Genomic DNA, 15,875 nt, shown 5'->3' with positions numbered 1-15,875 from the left:
TGTCCCTCATGCCGCTCGGTTGGTGGAAAACACCGCCGGCGGCAGCGGCTCCCGGCCAAGGATCAGATCGGCGCCCTTTTCGCCTACCATGATCGTCGGCGCGTTGGTGTTGGAGGAGGGGATGCGCGGCATCACCGAGGCGTCGCAGACGCGCAGGCCCTCGATGCCGCGCAGCTTGAGATCGGGCGTTACCACGCTCATCGCATCGTGGCCCATGCGGCAGGTGCCGACCGGGTGGTGGTCGGTCTTGGAACTGCGGCAGGCGTAGTCGAACAGTTCGTCGCCGGTCTGCAGGTCGGGTCCCGGTAGTACCTCGCGCAGCACGTAGGGCTGCAGCGCCTTCTGCCGCATGATCTCGCGCGCCAGCCTCAGCCCCTTGATCGACATGTCGCGGTCATAGGGATCGGACCAATAGTTCGGATCGATCAGCGGGCGGTCGGCCGGGTCGGCACTGTTCAGCCGCACCGTGCCGCGCGAGCGCGGTGGCAGGAAGGCCGAGTTCAGTGTCACGCCCGGATTGTTCAGCTTCTCGACGCCGGCCTCGATGCCGGAGCCGAGGCCGAGATGCAGCTGGATATCGGGAGAGGCGGCGGTCGGATCGGCGTACCAGAAGCCGCCGGTCTCGAACAGGCTGGAGGCCACGGGGCCCTTCTTCAGGAGAAGATACTGCAGGCCGGCCCACGCCGTCCAGTGCAGCTTGGCGTAGTTGTCATAGGTGTGGTTGCCGGTGCATTCGGCGATGACGAACAGGTCGAGATGATCCTGCAGATTGGAGCCGACGCCGGGCAAATCGTGCACCGGCGTCACGCCGACCGCCTTCAGATGGTCGGCCGGGCCGATGCCCGACTGCATCAGAAGCTTCGGCGAGCCGATGGCGCCGGACGAGACGATCACCTCGCGTTCGGCGTGCAGGATCGTTGGCTGGCCGCCCGGCTTGTCGACGATCTCGACGCCGACAGCGCGGCCTTTGTCGACGACGATGCGTGTCACCAGAACGCCGGTCCTGATGGTGAGATTCTTGCGCTCGCGGATCGGCCTGAGATAGGCGACCGAGGCGGAGGAGCGTTTTGCGTCCTTCTGCGTCAATTGGTAGTAGCCGACGCCCTCCTGGCTGGCGCCGTTGAAGTCGGGATTAAAGGGAATGCCCATCTCTTGTCCGGCACGGAAATAGGCCTCGCAGATCGGCAGCGGCGCGATCGGGTTCGATACGCCGAGCGGGCCCTGGTCGCCGTGAAAATCGTTGGCATAGCGCTGGTTGTTCTCGGCGCGCTTGAAATAGGGCAGCACGTCGCGATAGCCCCAACCGGCAAGGCCTTCTTCCTTCTCCCAGGCATCGTAGTCGCGTGCGTTGCCGCGCGTGTAGATCTGGGCGTTGATCGAAGAGCCGCCGCCGATCACCTTGGCCTGCGTGTACCGGAAGACGCGATCGTTCATGTACTTTTGCGGCACCGTCGACCAGCCCCAGGCGGCGATGCCCTTGGTCATCTTGGCAAAACCGGCCGGCATGTGGATCAAGGGATGCCAGTCCTTGCCGCCGGCTTCGAGCAGCAGCACCTGATGCGACGGATCTTCGCTCAGCCGATTGGCGAGTACGCAGCCGGCCGGGCCGGCGCCGACAATTATGTAGTCAGTCATGGGATGTAGTCGATCATGGCGTCACCTGTTCATAGCCTCGGCACGGACAGCGCGCCGTCGACATTGATGACCGAGCCGGTCGAAAAGCCGAGCTTGCCCCCGGCGAGCGCCGCCACGGCGGCACCGATATCCTTGCTCTCGCCCCAGCGCATTGCCGGCACCAGGCCGCCGTCGATCAATCCGTCATATTTGGCGGTGACACCCGCGGTCATGTCGGTGCGGATGATGCCCGGCCGCACTTCGAACACGGCGATGTTTTCGGCGGCAAGCCGCAGCGCCAGGTTCTTCACCCACATCGAAAGCCCGGCCTTGGAAATGCAGTAATCGGAGCGTTCCGGCGAGGCCATGGCGGCACTGACCGAAGTGATGGTGATGATCGACCTCGCACCATCGCTCGGCAGGTCGAGCATCGCTTTGGCAACGGCCTGGCTGAGGAATACGGTGCCGCGCAGATTGATGCTGAGCACCCGGTCGAAATTTTCCGGCTTGAGTTCAAGCAAGTCGCCGCGCAGGACGGTTCCGATGCCAGCATTGTTGACCAGGCAGTCGATGCGGCCGAAGGCGCTTGTCGCGGCATCGATCAGCGCTGCATGGTCGTCGAGGTCGGCGATGTCGCCGCTGACATAGGCGAACTTCGCGCCGCGCCCGGTGATGTCGGCGGCGAGCCCGTCGGCGGCTTCGTTGGCAAGGTCGGCGACGAGGATGTCGAAGCCGGCGCTGGCCAGCGCCTCGGCGCAGGCAAGGCCGATGCCGCGCGCGCCGCCGGTGACGATCGCTGCCGGGCGGCTCATGTTGCGAGCTCCGTCTTGCGGATGTGGTCGGCGACGCGCAGCGCCTGTGCGGCGATCGACAGCGCCGGATTGACGGCGGCCGAATTCGGCAGGAAGCCGGCATCGACGACGAACAAATTGCTGTGGTCGAAGGAGCGGCAGAATGGGTCGAGCGGCGAGGTCGCCGGGTCATTGCCCATCTTCACCGTGCCGCACTGGTGCGAGGGCGTGCGCTTGTCGAACGGCCGCGACAGGACGATCGGATAGCCGCAGGCGCGGAAATTCTCGCGCATCACCTTGGTCAGCCCGTCGAGCGACTCCATGTTGGAGCGCCGCCACTGCATGACGATGTCCTTGCCGTCGACCATGATGCGGCTCTCGGGATCGGGCAGGTCCTCGCACATCAGATACCAGTCGACGGCGCGGCCGGCCATGAAATCGAGCGCGAATTTGGGCGCGCGCCTGACATTGGCCTTGAGGATGTTGCCGTCGATCTTGCCGAGGAGTTGGACATTGCCGAGCGGCTTGCCGCCCTTGCCGTCGGACAGATAATAGTCGTTCAGCATCAGCGTCTTCTGGTAGACGGATTTGTTCCGGCGGCGCGGATCGATCGCCAGCATGGCGCTCGAATTGTGGTTCATGAAGTTGCGGCCGACCTGGTCGGAGCGGTTGGCCAGGCCTTTGCCGCCGCCTTTGCCGTTGGGGGAAGGCGAACGCAGCAGGATGGCGGCGGAATTGACCGCGCCGGCCGACAGGATGACCAGCTTCGGCGCGACGCTCTTCAGCGTACCGTTCTGTCGATAATGGACGGCGGCGATCGTCCTGGCGTCCGGCGATGCTTCGAGATGTTCGACATGCGCGCCGGTCTCGAGCTTGATGTTCTGGTCGGCAAGGGCCGACGCCAGCGGCCCCGTTTGCGCGTCGACCTTGCCGGCGCCGGTGTTGGGAAACGCATCCCACGGCGTGCTGCCGTCTTTCAGCCAGGCTTCGATGTCGACGCCGAGCGGCAGCGATGCCGGATGCAGGCCCAGGCTCTTCAACTCGGCGCGCGCACGCGCGATAGGCGGCTCGTCGGGTACCGGGCCGAAAGGGTAGGGCGTCGAGTGGAACGGCTCGGTCGGGTCTTCGCCGAGCGCACCACGCACGCGAAAAAGCTGCTCGGCCCTGGAATACCAGGGTTCGAATTCCTCATAGGAAAACGGCCAGGCCGGCGAGATGCCGCCATAGTGCTCCATCTCCGAAAAGTCTTGCCTGCGGTAGCGGATCAGCACCGCGCCGTAGAATTTCGAATTGCCGCCGACATAGTAGTAATTGCCAGGGTTGAACGCGGCACCCCCGGCCTCGAGCCACATCTCCTTCGGCCGGTAGTGGCCATCGACGAAGATGGCGCGGGTGTCGCGTGTATGCGGCGTCGCCGGCAGCGGTTCGCCGCGCTCCAGCATCAGGATCGAGGCGCCACCGCCGGCAAGGCCGGAAGCGATCGTGGCGCCGCCTATGCCGGAGCCGATGATGACGATATCTGGATTTGTCATGGCCGTCAGACGATGCGTCTCTCGGTCGCCGGATCGAAGAACACCGCCTTGGTCAGGTTGAAGGCGAGCGGCGTGACCGTGCCGGGCTGGATGTTGGCGTCGGCGCGCAGCCGCGCCACCACCGCCTTGCCGCCGAGATTGGTGACCGCGAACGTATCCGAGCCGGCCGGCTCGATGACCTCGATGTGACAGTCGGCGCGGGCGATGTTCGAGGCGTTGCGTTCGGCCCCTTCGGGATCGGTCAGTGCTTCCGGGCGGACGCCGAAGATGATCGGTTTTCCCTGGAACGCCGACAGGCCGGCCGGCGCATTGGCCAGCGGCAGCGAGATCGGCTGGCGCGCCTCGCGCTCCATGACGACGGAGAAGCCGCTGCCGTTGCTGCCGATCGTCGCCGGGATCAGGTTCATCGCCGGCGAGCCCATGAAGTCAGCAACAAACAGGTTGACCGGATTGTTATAGATTTCGGCCGGCGTACCGAACTGCTGCACCTCGCCGTCGCGCATCACCGCGATCTTGGTGGCCAGCGTCATCGCCTCGATCTGGTCGTGCGTGACGTAGACGATGGTGGTGCCGGTGGTGGCGTGCAGGCGCTTGATCTCGATGCGCATGTCGACGCGCAGCTTGGCGTCGAGGTTGGACAAAGGCTCGTCGAACAGGAACAGCTTTGGATCGCGCACCAGTGCCCGGCCCATGGCGACGCGCTGGCGCTGGCCGCCGGAAAGCTGGCTTGGCTTGCGCTTCAGCAAATGGCCGATCTGCAGGACCTTCGCCACCTTGTCGATGGCCTTCTGGCGCTCGTCGGCCGGCACGCCGCGCATCTCCATGCCGAAGGCGATATTGCCGGCGACCGTCATGTTCGGATAGAGCGCGTAGCTCTGGAAGACCATCGCGATGTCGCGCTTGGAGGGGTGGAGATCGTTGATCGTGCGTCCGTCGACGCGGATTTCGCCTTCGGTGATGGTCTCCAGGCCGGCAATGGTGTTGAGCAGCGTGGACTTGCCGCAACCGGAGGGCCCGACCAGCACGAGAAAGCCGCCCTTTTCGAGGTCGAGATCGATGCCTTTCAGGATCTCGACCGCTCCGAAACGCTTCTTCAACCCGTCAATTTCCAGAAAAGCCATGCGATTATCCTTTGACGGCGCCGGCCATCAGGCCGCGCACGAAATAGCGGCCGGCGAGCACATAGACGAGGAGCGTCGGCAGCGCGGCGATCATCGCCGCCGCCATGTTGACGTTGTATTCGACGACGCCGGTCGAGGTGTTGACGACGTTGTTCAGCGCCACGGTCATCGGCATCACGTCGCCGGAGCCGGCATAGGCGGAGGCAAAGAGGAAGTCGTTCCAGATATTGGTGAACTGGTAGATCACCGTCACCACGATGATCGGCAGCGAGTTGGGCAGCATGATGCGCCGGAAGATCTGGAAGAAGCTGGCGCCGTCGATCTGCGCCGCCTTCACCAATTCATTCGGAAACGCTTCGTAGTAATTGCGGAAGAACAGGGTGGTGAAGCCGATGCCGTAGACGACGTGGACGAACACCAGGTTCACCGTCGGATTGCCGAAGCCGAAGGTGAGGCCGGTCGCGTTCTGCAGTTTGACGCCGAACCGGCCGAAGCTGCCGAGGATCGTTGCCATCGGCAAGAGAACCGATTGGAACGGGATGAAGCAGGCAAACAGCATCAGCCCGAACACCAGCGTCGCCCCGCGAAAGCGCCACTTCGTCAGCACATAGCCGTTGAGCGCGCCGAGCAGGGTCGAGATGACGACCGCTGGAACCACCATCTTGATCGAGTTCCAGAAATAACCCTTCATGCCGACGCAGGTGAGACCCGAGCAGACCTCGCTCCACGCCCTTATCCAGGGTGCGAAAGTCGGCGCTTGCGGCAGCGCCAGCATGTTGCCGTTCTGGATTTCGTCCATGGTCTTGAACGAGGTCACCAGCATGACGAATAGCGGCATCAGGTAGAACAGCGCGAACAGCGCCAGCAGCCCGTATATGACGATGCGGTTGACCGTCCTGGCGCGGATACCGCCAGTGTTCTGGCGAGCAGGAGTGGCCACGGCGCTCATCGCGGCTTCTCCCGGAGCTCGGAATAGAGATAGGGAACGATGATCGCGGTGATGGTCATCAGCATGATCACGGCGCTGGCCGAGCCGACGGCCATTTCGTTGCGCTTGAAGGTGTACTCATACATGAAGTTCGACGGCAGCCAAGCCGAGCCGCCCGGCCCGCCGCTGGTCAGCGCGACGACCAGATCGTAGGACTTGATGGCGAGATGCGCGAGCACGATCAACGCCGAAAGGAAGATCGGCCGCAGCAGCGGAATGACGATGCGGCGGTAGAGCTGGAAGGTGGTGGCGCCGTCGATCTGCGCCGCCTTCATGATCTCGCCGTCGATCCCGCGCAGGCCGGCCAGGAACATCGCCATGATAAAGCCCGAAGCCTGCCAGACGCCGGCGATGACCACCGTGTAGATGACGAAATCCTTGTTCTTGATCCAGTCGAAATGGAAGCTCGTCCAGCCCCACTGGTGCAACGTCTGCTCGAGGCCGAGGCCGGGGTCGAGAAACCATTTCCAGGCAACGCCGGTGACGATGAAGGACAGTGCCATGGGGTAGAGATAGATCGGCCGCAACATGCCTTCGCCGCGGATCTTCTGATCAAGCAGGATCGCCAGGAACAGGCCGAGTGCCAAGCAGATGGAAATATAGAGGAAGCCGAAAATCCCCATATTGGTGATCGACGTGTACCAGCTGGACGGCGGATCGCTTTCGAAGGTCCAGCGCCATAGCCGCTGATAGGCGCGTGGCCCGGTGATGGCGTAGGAGGGAAAGGTCTTGGAGTTGGTGAAGGACAGATAGATCGTCCACAGGATGAAGCCGTAGACGAAGACGACGGAGGCGGCAAAGCTTGGCGCTAGCACGAGCTTCGGCAGCGCGTCCTGAAGGCGCGAGCGCACAGAGGCGCCCGGACGGGCATCGTGCTCCGGCGTCAGCGTGATACTGGTTTCAGCAACTGTACTCATCTGTCCATTCCGTATGGCGGGTCCGGAATTCGGCTGTCGCGGGCTCTGCGGCACGAAAGCGTGCCGGTCGGCGCAACCGCAAAACCTCGCCGCAGGGAAATCTCCCCGGCTTGCGCCGGGGAGATCATTCACATCGGCGGTGCCTTACTTGGCGTCTTCGATCGCGCTGACCAGTTGGGTCACGGCCTCGTCCGAGGTCTTGATCTGGCCGTGCACGAACTTCGAGACGACATCCTTGTAGGCGTTGGCAACCGCCGGAGGCGCGCCATAGCCTTGCGCCAGCGAACCGAACAGCGTGCCGCCTTCATTGGCGGCCTTCAAATCGGCCATGCCCTTCTTGCCGCAAGCGTCGAAATCGGTGTCCGGCACGTCGGTGCGGGCCGGAACAGAGCCCTTGACGACGTTGAAGGCCGACTGGAAGCTCTTCGACAGAGTGGCGGTGGCCAAGGCGATCTGGGCGGCCTTGCGGTCCTCCGGAACGTTGAACATGCCGAACATGTCGGAGTTGTAGACGACGCTGCCATCGGTGCCGGGGAAGCGGTAGCACAGGAAGTCGGTGCCGGGGACCTTCTTGGCGGCGTTGAATTCGCCCTTGGCCCAGTCACCCATCACCTGCACCAACGCATCGCCCTTGATGACCATGGCGGTGGCGAGGTTCCAGTCCCGGCCCGAGAAGTTCGGGTCGACATAGGTGACGAGCTTGGCGAGATTGTCGAACGACTTCTTCATCGTGTCGGACTTCAGCGACTCCTCGTCGAGGTCGTTGAAGGCCTTCTTGTAGAACTCGGGCCCGCCGGTCGACAGCACGACCGAGTCGAACATGGTGGCTTCCTGCCAATTCTGGCCGCCCAGCGCGAGCGGGATGACGCCCGCCGCCTTGGCTTTGTCGAGCAGCGCGATGAAGTCGTCGAAGGTCTTGGGCTCGGTGCCGCCGATCTTGTCCATCACCGCCTTGTTGATCCACAGCCAGTTGACCGAGTGGACGTTGACCGGGGCCGCGACCCACTTGCCGTCATAGACCGAGAATTTCTGCAGGGCCGCGGGAACGGACTTGTCCCAGCCTTCCTTTATCGCCGTCTCGGTCAGGTCGCCCATGACGCCGGCTGCGGCGTAGTCGAGCACGGTATAGCCAAGCATCTGCGAGGCGGTCGGGTAGTTGCCGGCCGCCACCATCGCCTTCAGCGCGGTCATGGCGGCGTCGCCGCCGCCGCCGGCCACCGGCACGTCCTTCCAGGCAAAGCCTTCCTTGGCCAGATCCTGCTTGAGCACGTTCAGAGCGGCAGCTTCGCCGCCCGACGTCCACCAATGCAGCATCTGGACTTCCTTGACGTCCTCGGCATGGGCCGCGAACGCAACGCCCGACGCGAGTGCCGTCCCGATAAGCAGTTTGCGCAACATGTACTTCCTCCCTTGTTGAACTTACAACGACCGGCGGATGGCCACCGGGTTCTTCCCAACTCAGCCGACCCACCATCCGGTGCGCTGGCCGCGATGAAACTGGATTGTCTTTTCCTCGGTATAATCCTCGACGGCGCGCTTGCCGAGTTCGCGTCCCAAACCGGACTGCTTGTAGCCGCCGAAAGGCAGTTCGGGGTAACCCTCCATGAACGTGTTCATCCAAACGGTTCCCGAACGCACATTCCGCGCCACCGACATGCACGTATCGATGCTGGCGCTCCACACGCCCGCCGACAGACCATAGGGCGTGTTGTTGGCGATGTGCAACGCCCTTTCAATCGATTCAAAAGTCAGCACCGAGAGCACCGGACCGAACACTTCCTCGCGCGCAATGGCCATGTCTTCGGTGACGTCGCGAATGATGGTCGGGTCGAGATACTGGCCGGCGCTGGAAGCAAGTTGCTTGCCGCCAGTATAAATCCGGCTGCCGTCGTTTTCCGCTGCCGTCACGTAGCCGGTGACCTTGGCCACATGGTCGGCGGAGATCATCGCGCCAACCTTGGTGCGGTCGTCGAGCGGGTCGCCGACAACCACCTTGGCGGTGAGGGCTTTGACGGCGCCGAGGAACTCGTCGGCGATCGCCTCATGGACGATCAGCCGGCTGCCGGCATTGCAACATTCGCCGGCATTGAAGAAGCCGCCGAATACCGCCGCGTCGGCGGCGGCCTCGAGGTCGGCGTCGGGAAAGACGATCTGGCCGTTCTTGCCGCCGAGCTCCATCGAGACTTTCTTCAGCGAGTTGGCGGCAGACGCCATGGTCATCTTGCCGACGCGGGTGGAGCCGGTGAACGACACCATTTCGACCAGCGGATGGCTGACCATCGGTGCGCCGACATCGGCGCCCAGCCCGGCAAGGATGTTGACGACGCCATCGGGCAAGCCGGCCTGCATCAGGATCTCGCCGAGCACGAAGGTCGAGGCCGAGGTCATCTCGCTCGGCTTGACCACCGCCGTGCAGCCGGCGGCGAGCGCGAAGGGCAGTTTCTGGCTGACGATAAGGAACGGGAAATTCCACGGCGTGATGATCGAGACGACGCCGATCGGTTCGCGCAGCACGACACCGAGCATGGCATCGCCGAGATTGGCGTAGCTTTCGCCGTGAAGCGTGCGGGCGAGTGCCGCAGCATAGCGCCAGATGTCGATGGCGCCGCCGATCTCGCCGCGCGCCTGGGCAATCGGCTTGCCGGATTCCAGCGCGTCGAGCCGGGCAATCTCGTCCAGTCGCGCCTCGATCAGGCCAGCCGTCTTGAGCAGGATCGCGGCGCGCTCGGCGGCTTTCATGCGCGGCCACGGGCCGGTCTCGAAGGCCTTGTGCGCGGCCTGTACCGCCGCCTCGACGTCCGCCGCGCCGGCTTGCGCATAGCGCGAAACGGTGAAGCCGTGGCCGGGGCTGCTGCGCTCCAGCGTGCGGCCGTCCTGGGCATCGACGAACTTGCCGTCGATCAGCAGCCGGTAGCTTTTCGGCGCTGCGGCTGCCTCGGCGGGCATAGTGATGTTAAGAGGCGCGTTCATGTGAGTTTCAGGTTCCTAAGATCTTGAGAACGCCGGCTTCTGCTTGGCTTTGAAAGCCTCGACGCCGGCCCTGAGATCGCTTGTCAGCGCAATGAAGCCGCTGGCCAGCGCTTCGGTCGCGGCGGCACTCTCTTCGCCTTCGGCGATGGCAATCATCAGCTTGGCGGCTTCGGTTGCCAGCGGCCCGCGCTCGGCGATCTTGCCGGCCCAGGCCTTGGCGTCCGCGAACGCCTTGCCGGTCTCGACCGCCCGGTCGACAATCCCCAACGCCATCGCATCGGTTGCCAGAAACACCTCGCCGCCAAGCGCCATCCGCCGCACCGCCTGTGCACCGAACCGGCGCACGGCGCGCTGTGTGCCGGACCAGCCGGGAACGACGCCGATCGAGGTCTCGGGGAAGCCCAGCTTCACCTGTGTTTCTGCCACGCGAAAGTCGCATGCAGCTGCCAGTTCCAGCCCACCGCCCAGCGCATGGCCGGCAAGCACGGCGATCGTCGGCTGCCGCAGCCGCGCCAGCCGGTCGAAGACGCGGTGGCCGTGGCGCACCCATTGCACCTGGAAGTCGACAGCGCTCATTTCTGCCCATGCTTCGACATCGCCGCCGGCGCAAAAGCCCTTGCCTTCGCCGCAGACCAGCACGACGCGGACGCCATCCGCCGCCTCGGCCTCGTCGAGTGCTGCTTCCAGCGCCCGCAGCATCGGAATGTCGAGCGCGTTGAATTTCTCCGGCCGGCGCAGCGTGACAATGCCGATGGCGCCGTCAGTTTCAAAGGTTACTAGACGCTCAGCCATGTGCGCCCCCAAGCGAGGCGCCGCTATTAAGCAACAGGCCGATCGGTCGGTCGTGGTAGAGCGCGTCCGGCGTCACTTTGAGGTCGTTGGCGACAGCAAGCGGGATCTCGGCCTGCGCCAGCACATCGCGTTCAAGGTCGATGCCCGGCGCCAGCTCGGTGACCATCAGCCCTGCCGGCGTCAGCTTCATCACGCAGCGCTCGGTGATGTAGGTGATGTCCTGCCCTTGGGCGACGGCACGCTTGCCCGAGAAGGAGATGTGCTCGACCTCGCCGACGACTTTCTTGACCTTGCCCTCCTGGTCGATGCGGATGCCGCCATCGGCCAATGAGAGTTTGGCACCGGCATTGAAGAAACCGGAAAAGACGATCTTCTTCGCCCGCGCGGTGATGTCGACGAAGCCGCCGGCGCCGGCGGTGACATGCGGCCGCGCCGAAAGCTTCGAGACATTGACAGAGCCGTGGCGGTCGATCTGCAGGAAGGACAGCAGCGAGGCGTCGAAGCCGCCAGCCTGAAAATAGATGAACTGGTGCGGCGAGGGCATGAAAGCGTCGGCGTTCGACGAGCAGCCGAACTTGAAGTCGAGCAGCGGCACGCCGCCAACCGCGCCCTGTTCGATGACCCAGGTGACCTTGCCGTGCTGGCCTTCCTCGAGCAGGATGCGCGGCACATTGGCCGAGATGCCGAAGCCGATATTGACGACCATGCCGTCGGCAAGCTCCATGGCGACGCGGCGGGCAATGACCTTCTGGACGTTCATTTCAGCGTTGCGAAAGCTCGACAGTGGCCGGAAGATCTCGCCGGAGATGGCCGGATCGTAGGGCGTCAGCGTCGTCTGCAACTGGTCGGGCGCCACCACGATATGATCGACCAGCACGCCGGGCACACGCACATCGTGCGGCTTCAGCGTGCCGTTCTCGACGACGCGCTTGACCTGCGCGATGACGATGCCGCCATTGTTGCGAGCGGCCAGCGCCTGTTCGAGGCCGCCGAGATAGGCGCCTTCATGCTCATAGGTGAGGTTGCCGCGCTCGTCGGCGGTGGTGGCGCGGATGATCGCGACCTGCGGCACGATCGAGCGGAAATAGAGCCACTCCTCGCCATCGAACTGCTGCACGAAAACGATCGGCTCGCTGGCGGCGGCATTCATGGCGCAGCCTTGGTGGCGCGGGTCGGCGAAGGTGTCGAGCCCGACCTTGGTCAGCACCCCGGGGCGCTTGGCGGCGGCCTCGCGATGCATGTCGAACAGGATGCCGGACGGCACGTTATAGGCGGCGACCGAATTGTCGCCGATCATCTTCCAGATCTGCGGCGGTTCGGACGAGGACGGCCCGGATGGATAGGAGCCGCACAAAGTGCGCTTCAACAAGCCGGGCTTGGCGAGATGATCAATGCCCTTGATGCCGTACATGTCGCCGGCGGCGATCGGGTGCAGCGTCGTGATATCCTTGGGATGCCCATCCGCGTCGAAGCGCTCGCCGATGGCGGCCAGCACCGCGTCCGGACAGCCGAGGCCGCTCGACGATGACACGGAAACGACCATACCATCCTTGATCAGGCCGGCAGCCTCAGTCGCGGAGACGAGCTTGCTCACCCAGCACTCCCGAGCTTCGGGTCGATGGCAACGGCCTTGCCGGACCTGGCCGACTGCAATGCCGCTTCGGCCGCGGTCAGCGACCAGACGCCGTCCTCGCCGGTGGCGGAAGGCTGGCCCTCGCCGCGGATCGCCGCGTGGAATTGGCGCAGCGAACGGGCATAGAGGTCTTCGCGATCGAAGCTCAATTCCTCCTCGCCCTGTGCCGTTCGCAGCAACACAGAGCCGACTGGCTTCTGCGTCATCACGTCCCTGCCGATCAGCGAGCCTTCGGTGCCATGCACCTCGAAGCCGGTCCCGGCGAACTTGGTGGTGAAGCCCTCATGCGACTGGGCGATGACGCCCGATGCGAAGCGCCAGATGCACATGGCGCCGTCTTCCAGCCCGCCGGCGGCCATGCCGGCCGATTGTGTGAAGGCCGAGATCCCGACTGGATCGTCGCCGAGCACGAAGCGCAGCGTGTCGGCATCATGGACGGTGATGTCGAGCACCACGCCGCCGCCGGCGTCCGGCCTGGTGATGCGCCAGCCCTGCAGGTTTTCCGGCAGATAGACAGAGTGGAAGACGCGCGCGGCGATCGGCCTGCCGATGCGGCCGGCAGCGATCGCTGCGCGCATCGCCCGATGCGAGCCGGCATTGCGCAAATGGTGATTGGTGCCGAGCACGACGCCGGCAGCCCTGGCGGCGGCGACCATCTTGCGGGCGTCGGCGCTGGTCAGCGCCAGTGGTTTTTCGCAAAGCACATGCTTTCCCGCCTCGATAGCGGCGAGTGCCTGTTCGAGATGCAATTCGTTGGTGGTCGAGATGTAAACGGCGTCGATGTCGGAGCTGAGCAATTCATCAAGCGCCGAGACCGCCGCCGGAATGCGGTTTTCGCTGGCATAGGTGGCGGCGCGCCCCGGGCTGGAGCTCATCACTGCGGCGATCTCGCCGTCCGGCTGCGCGCGGATGGCGCCGATCATGAACTGTCTTGCGATCGTGCTGGCGCCGATCAGCCCCCAACTGACGGTCATGCCGCGTCTCCCATTCCTGCGCAGCTATGTCCCTTGCGATCGGGGCCGCAGCTTTCCCTGACCACGAGGTTGACGGCGCCGATATGATCCTCGGCGCGCGTGGTGCGCGATTGGATCATCTTCAGCACGACATGGGCGGCGCGCTCGCCGAGACCGGCGGTGTTCACCGCGACGCTGGTCAGCGCCGGCATGTAGTGTTCGGCCTCGGCCACGTCGTCGAAACCGACGACGGCAAAATCCGCGCCGGGTTCCAGGCCGCGCTTGCGCAGGGCCAGCAAGACGCCGAAGGCGACCGCATCGTTGAAGCAAAGCGCCGCGGTCGGCGGCGCGGCCATGGCGAGCGCGGTTTCCAGGCAGGCAATGCCGCCCTTGCGGCTGGTTTCGCCCTCGAAGACCAGCCTGTCGGCCGGTGCGATGCCGAGCGCTTCACAGGCCTCGCGAAAGCCGCCCAGCCGCTCGTGATAGACGACAAGATCGGGCGAGCCGCCGAAGAAGGCCAGCCGGCGATGCCCCTTGCCGATCAGATGGGCGGTGGCAAGATAGGCGCCGCGATGGTTGTCGGGCGCGATCACCGGAATGCGGCTTTCAGGAAGCCGGCGCATGACGAAGACGACCGGAACGCCCGCGGTCTCAAGCCGGCGGAAGGCGCCAGGCGCGGTGCCGCGCGCCGGCGACACGACGAGCCCGGCGACCCCTTGCTCCATCAGCGATTTCAGCACCTCTTCCTGGCGCACCGGGCTCTCCGCCGTGTTGGCGATGAAAGGCACGATGCCAGCCGACTGGAAGACGCGCTCCATGCCGACCGCCATCTCGGCGAAAAACGGATTGGTAAGATCGTTGATGACCATGCCGATGACGTTGGAATGGGCCTTGCGCAGATTGGCGGCGCCGCGGTTGTAGACATAGCCGACATCCTCGATCGCCTTGCGCACCTTGAGCGCAGTTTCAGGCCGGATCAGCCCGCTGCCTTGCAGCACCAGCGAAACCGTCGATTTGGACACGCCCGCCTCACGGGCTATGTCGAGTATCGTTGCCTTGGCCCGGCTGGCCATCCAGATCTATCCTCCCGATGGTTTCTTATGCGATTTATTGGAACGATCTAATCCCTCCTATGGATTTGAGTCAATCGCGTTTTTGCGAATCCGTGAAAATGCGGCTCATGGCGCCCAATTGCGAAGGAGTGTATGGCTTTCTGCTGTTGCGCTGCCGCAATTCGACCGGCGCACGGCGGAGCGGCAAAGCATCTTGATTTACTGGAACGTTCCATTTAATAGGCGCTGGGAAGGGAGAGAGCCATGGACATCACCTTGCCAGGGGAAGGCGGCGGCCGCATCCGCTACCGGCTTGTCGGCCAGCCGGTGCAGCCTGCGGCCGGCGCGCGGTTCTCGCGCATCGCCTATGCCGCCGCCCATGTGGTCGCCGATCCTGTGGCGATGACCGATCCGTGGTCCCGGCCGGCAGTCGACTGGGACAAGACGATGGCGTTTCGCCGTCACCTTTGGCGGCTCGGCTTCCGCGTCGCCGAAGCGATGGACACCTCGCAGCGCGGCATGGGTTTCGACTGGGCAAATGCCAGGGAATTAATCCGCCGCTCGATCGCCGAGGCGCGCAGCGTCGACGGCGCCGATCTCGCGTCGGGCGCCGGCACCGACCATCTGGCGCCGGGCGCCGCGAGCACGCTCGCCGATGTCATCGCGGCCTATGAAGAGCAGCTCGGCTTCATCGAAGGACTTGGCGGCAAGGCGATCATGATGGCCAGCCGTGCACTGGCGGCGGTCGCCAAAGGGCCCGACGATTATGTCAGTGTCTACGACCGCATCCTGTCCCAGTCCTCCGGCAAGGTCATCCTGCACTGGCTGGGCGATATGTTCGACCCGGCGCTGAAAGGCTACTGGGGCAGCAGCGATTTCGAAACTGCGCTCGAGACGGTGATCGCGATCATCGAACGCCATGCCGGCAAGGTCGAAGGCATAAAGATATCGCTGCTCGATGCCGGCAAGGAGATCGCGCTCAGGGACCGGCTGCCCGAGGGCGTGGTGATGTTCACTGGCGACGACTTCAACTACCCCGAGCTGATCGCCGGCGACGGCGACAGGCATTCGCACGCGCTGCTCGGCATTTTCGATGCCATCGCGCCCGTCGCCAATGCGGCGCTGGCAAAGCTGGCCGACGGCGACCGCGCCGGCTATGACGCGCTGATGGTCCCGACAGTGCCGCTGTCGCGCAAGATCTTCGAGGCGCCGACCGAATATTACAAGGCCGGCATCGTTTTCATGGCATGGCTTAACGGCCATCAGGAGCACTTTTCGATGATCGGCGGCATGCAATCGGCGCGCGGCATCCGTCACTATGCCGATGTCTTTCGCCTTGCCGATCAGGCGGGGTTGCTGGCCGAGCCGGAACTCGCCATCGCCAGAATGACAAGCCTCTGCGCAGTAGCGGGTGTCTGATCGCTAGACGTTACAGCGTCTGATCCAAACGCCTGGTTTGGGCGGTTTTGCGATTTGGCTTGTCTGGATAAATCTGTATGCGGTATGCGTCCG

General features: G+C 64.3%; 13 protein-coding genes. 1 reads left to right on the top strand and 12 read right to left on the bottom strand.

Annotation, left to right across the window (positions count from 1 at the left end; genetic code table 11):
* Window positions 1-6: 6 nt before the first annotated feature.
* The 12 genes from NKH05_RS12700 to NKH05_RS12645 all read right to left on the bottom strand — a co-directional run bounded on the left by NKH05_RS12700 (window position 7) and on the right by NKH05_RS12645 (window position 14,384).
* Window positions 7-1,635, bottom strand: coding sequence for a GMC family oxidoreductase (locus NKH05_RS12700; protein WP_023719053.1), 1,629 nt, complete (start codon window positions 1,633-1,635; stop codon window positions 7-9).
* Between the two features lie 29 nt (window positions 1,636-1,664).
* The gene (locus NKH05_RS12695) at window positions 1,665-2,426 is read right to left on the bottom strand and encodes a 3-ketoacyl-ACP reductase (protein ID WP_023719054.1); all 762 of its coding nucleotides are present in this window, start codon (window positions 2,424-2,426) and stop codon (window positions 1,665-1,667) included.
* Window positions 2,423-3,937: a GMC oxidoreductase gene (locus tag NKH05_RS12690; RefSeq protein WP_023719055.1), complete on the bottom strand. Its 1,515-nt coding sequence runs from the start codon at window positions 3,935-3,937 to the stop codon at window positions 2,423-2,425. Before NKH05_RS12690 ends, NKH05_RS12695 begins: the two co-directional genes overlap by 4 nt.
* A 5-nt stretch (window positions 3,938-3,942) precedes the next feature.
* Window positions 3,943-5,058: an ABC transporter ATP-binding protein gene (locus tag NKH05_RS12685; RefSeq protein WP_023719056.1), complete on the bottom strand. Its 1,116-nt coding sequence runs from the start codon at window positions 5,056-5,058 to the stop codon at window positions 3,943-3,945.
* 4 nt (window positions 5,059-5,062) lie between these two features.
* Window positions 5,063-6,007 (bottom strand): carbohydrate ABC transporter permease, encoded by a 945-nt coding sequence (locus tag NKH05_RS12680; RefSeq protein ID WP_023719057.1) that lies wholly within the window; start codon window positions 6,005-6,007, stop codon window positions 5,063-5,065.
* Entirely contained in the window at window positions 6,004-6,963 is a 960-nt protein-coding gene (locus tag NKH05_RS12675) for a carbohydrate ABC transporter permease (RefSeq protein WP_023719058.1), read from the bottom strand. The genes NKH05_RS12680 and NKH05_RS12675 overlap by 4 nt, the downstream gene beginning before the upstream one ends.
* Before the next feature lie 144 nt (window positions 6,964-7,107).
* Window positions 7,108-8,361 (bottom strand): ABC transporter substrate-binding protein, encoded by a 1,254-nt coding sequence (locus NKH05_RS12670; protein ID WP_031194023.1) that lies wholly within the window; start codon window positions 8,359-8,361, stop codon window positions 7,108-7,110.
* 60 nt (window positions 8,362-8,421) lie between these two features.
* Window positions 8,422-9,933: an aldehyde dehydrogenase family protein gene (locus NKH05_RS12665; RefSeq protein ID WP_023719059.1), complete on the bottom strand. Its 1,512-nt coding sequence runs from the start codon at window positions 9,931-9,933 to the stop codon at window positions 8,422-8,424.
* A gap of 15 nt (window positions 9,934-9,948) precedes the next feature.
* Window positions 9,949-10,725 carry an enoyl-CoA hydratase/isomerase family protein gene (locus NKH05_RS12660; RefSeq protein WP_352494698.1) on the bottom strand — a complete coding sequence of 259 codons (777 nt, stop codon included), beginning with the start codon at window positions 10,723-10,725 and terminating at the stop codon, window positions 9,949-9,951.
* Entirely contained in the window at window positions 10,718-12,319 is a 1,602-nt protein-coding gene (locus NKH05_RS12655; RefSeq protein ID WP_353025483.1) for an acyl CoA:acetate/3-ketoacid CoA transferase, read from the bottom strand. The genes NKH05_RS12660 and NKH05_RS12655 overlap by 8 nt, the downstream gene beginning before the upstream one ends.
* On the bottom strand, window positions 12,316-13,332 hold the full coding sequence (locus NKH05_RS12650) for a Gfo/Idh/MocA family protein (RefSeq protein ID WP_353025482.1): 1,017 nt from the start codon (window positions 13,330-13,332) through the stop codon (window positions 12,316-12,318). Before NKH05_RS12650 ends, NKH05_RS12655 begins: the two co-directional genes overlap by 4 nt.
* The gene (locus NKH05_RS12645; protein WP_352481928.1) at window positions 13,329-14,384 is read right to left on the bottom strand and encodes a LacI family DNA-binding transcriptional regulator; all 1,056 of its coding nucleotides are present in this window, start codon (window positions 14,382-14,384) and stop codon (window positions 13,329-13,331) included. The genes NKH05_RS12650 and NKH05_RS12645 overlap by 4 nt, the downstream gene beginning before the upstream one ends.
* A 243-nt stretch (window positions 14,385-14,627) precedes the next feature.
* Here NKH05_RS12645 and NKH05_RS12640 point away from each other — a divergent pair, with 243 nt between their 5' ends.
* On the top strand, window positions 14,628-15,782 hold the full coding sequence (locus NKH05_RS12640) for a dihydrodipicolinate synthase family protein (protein ID WP_023719064.1): 1,155 nt from the start codon (window positions 14,628-14,630) through the stop codon (window positions 15,780-15,782).
* Window positions 15,783-15,875: the final 93 nt, after the last annotated feature.

The sequence above is a fragment of the Mesorhizobium sp. M1399 genome, from assembly GCF_040317735.1.
Taxonomy (GTDB): Bacteria; Pseudomonadota; Alphaproteobacteria; order Rhizobiales; family Rhizobiaceae; genus Mesorhizobium.
Note: the sequence above shows the minus strand (reverse complement) of the source record. Positions and strands in the feature narration are given on the sequence as shown.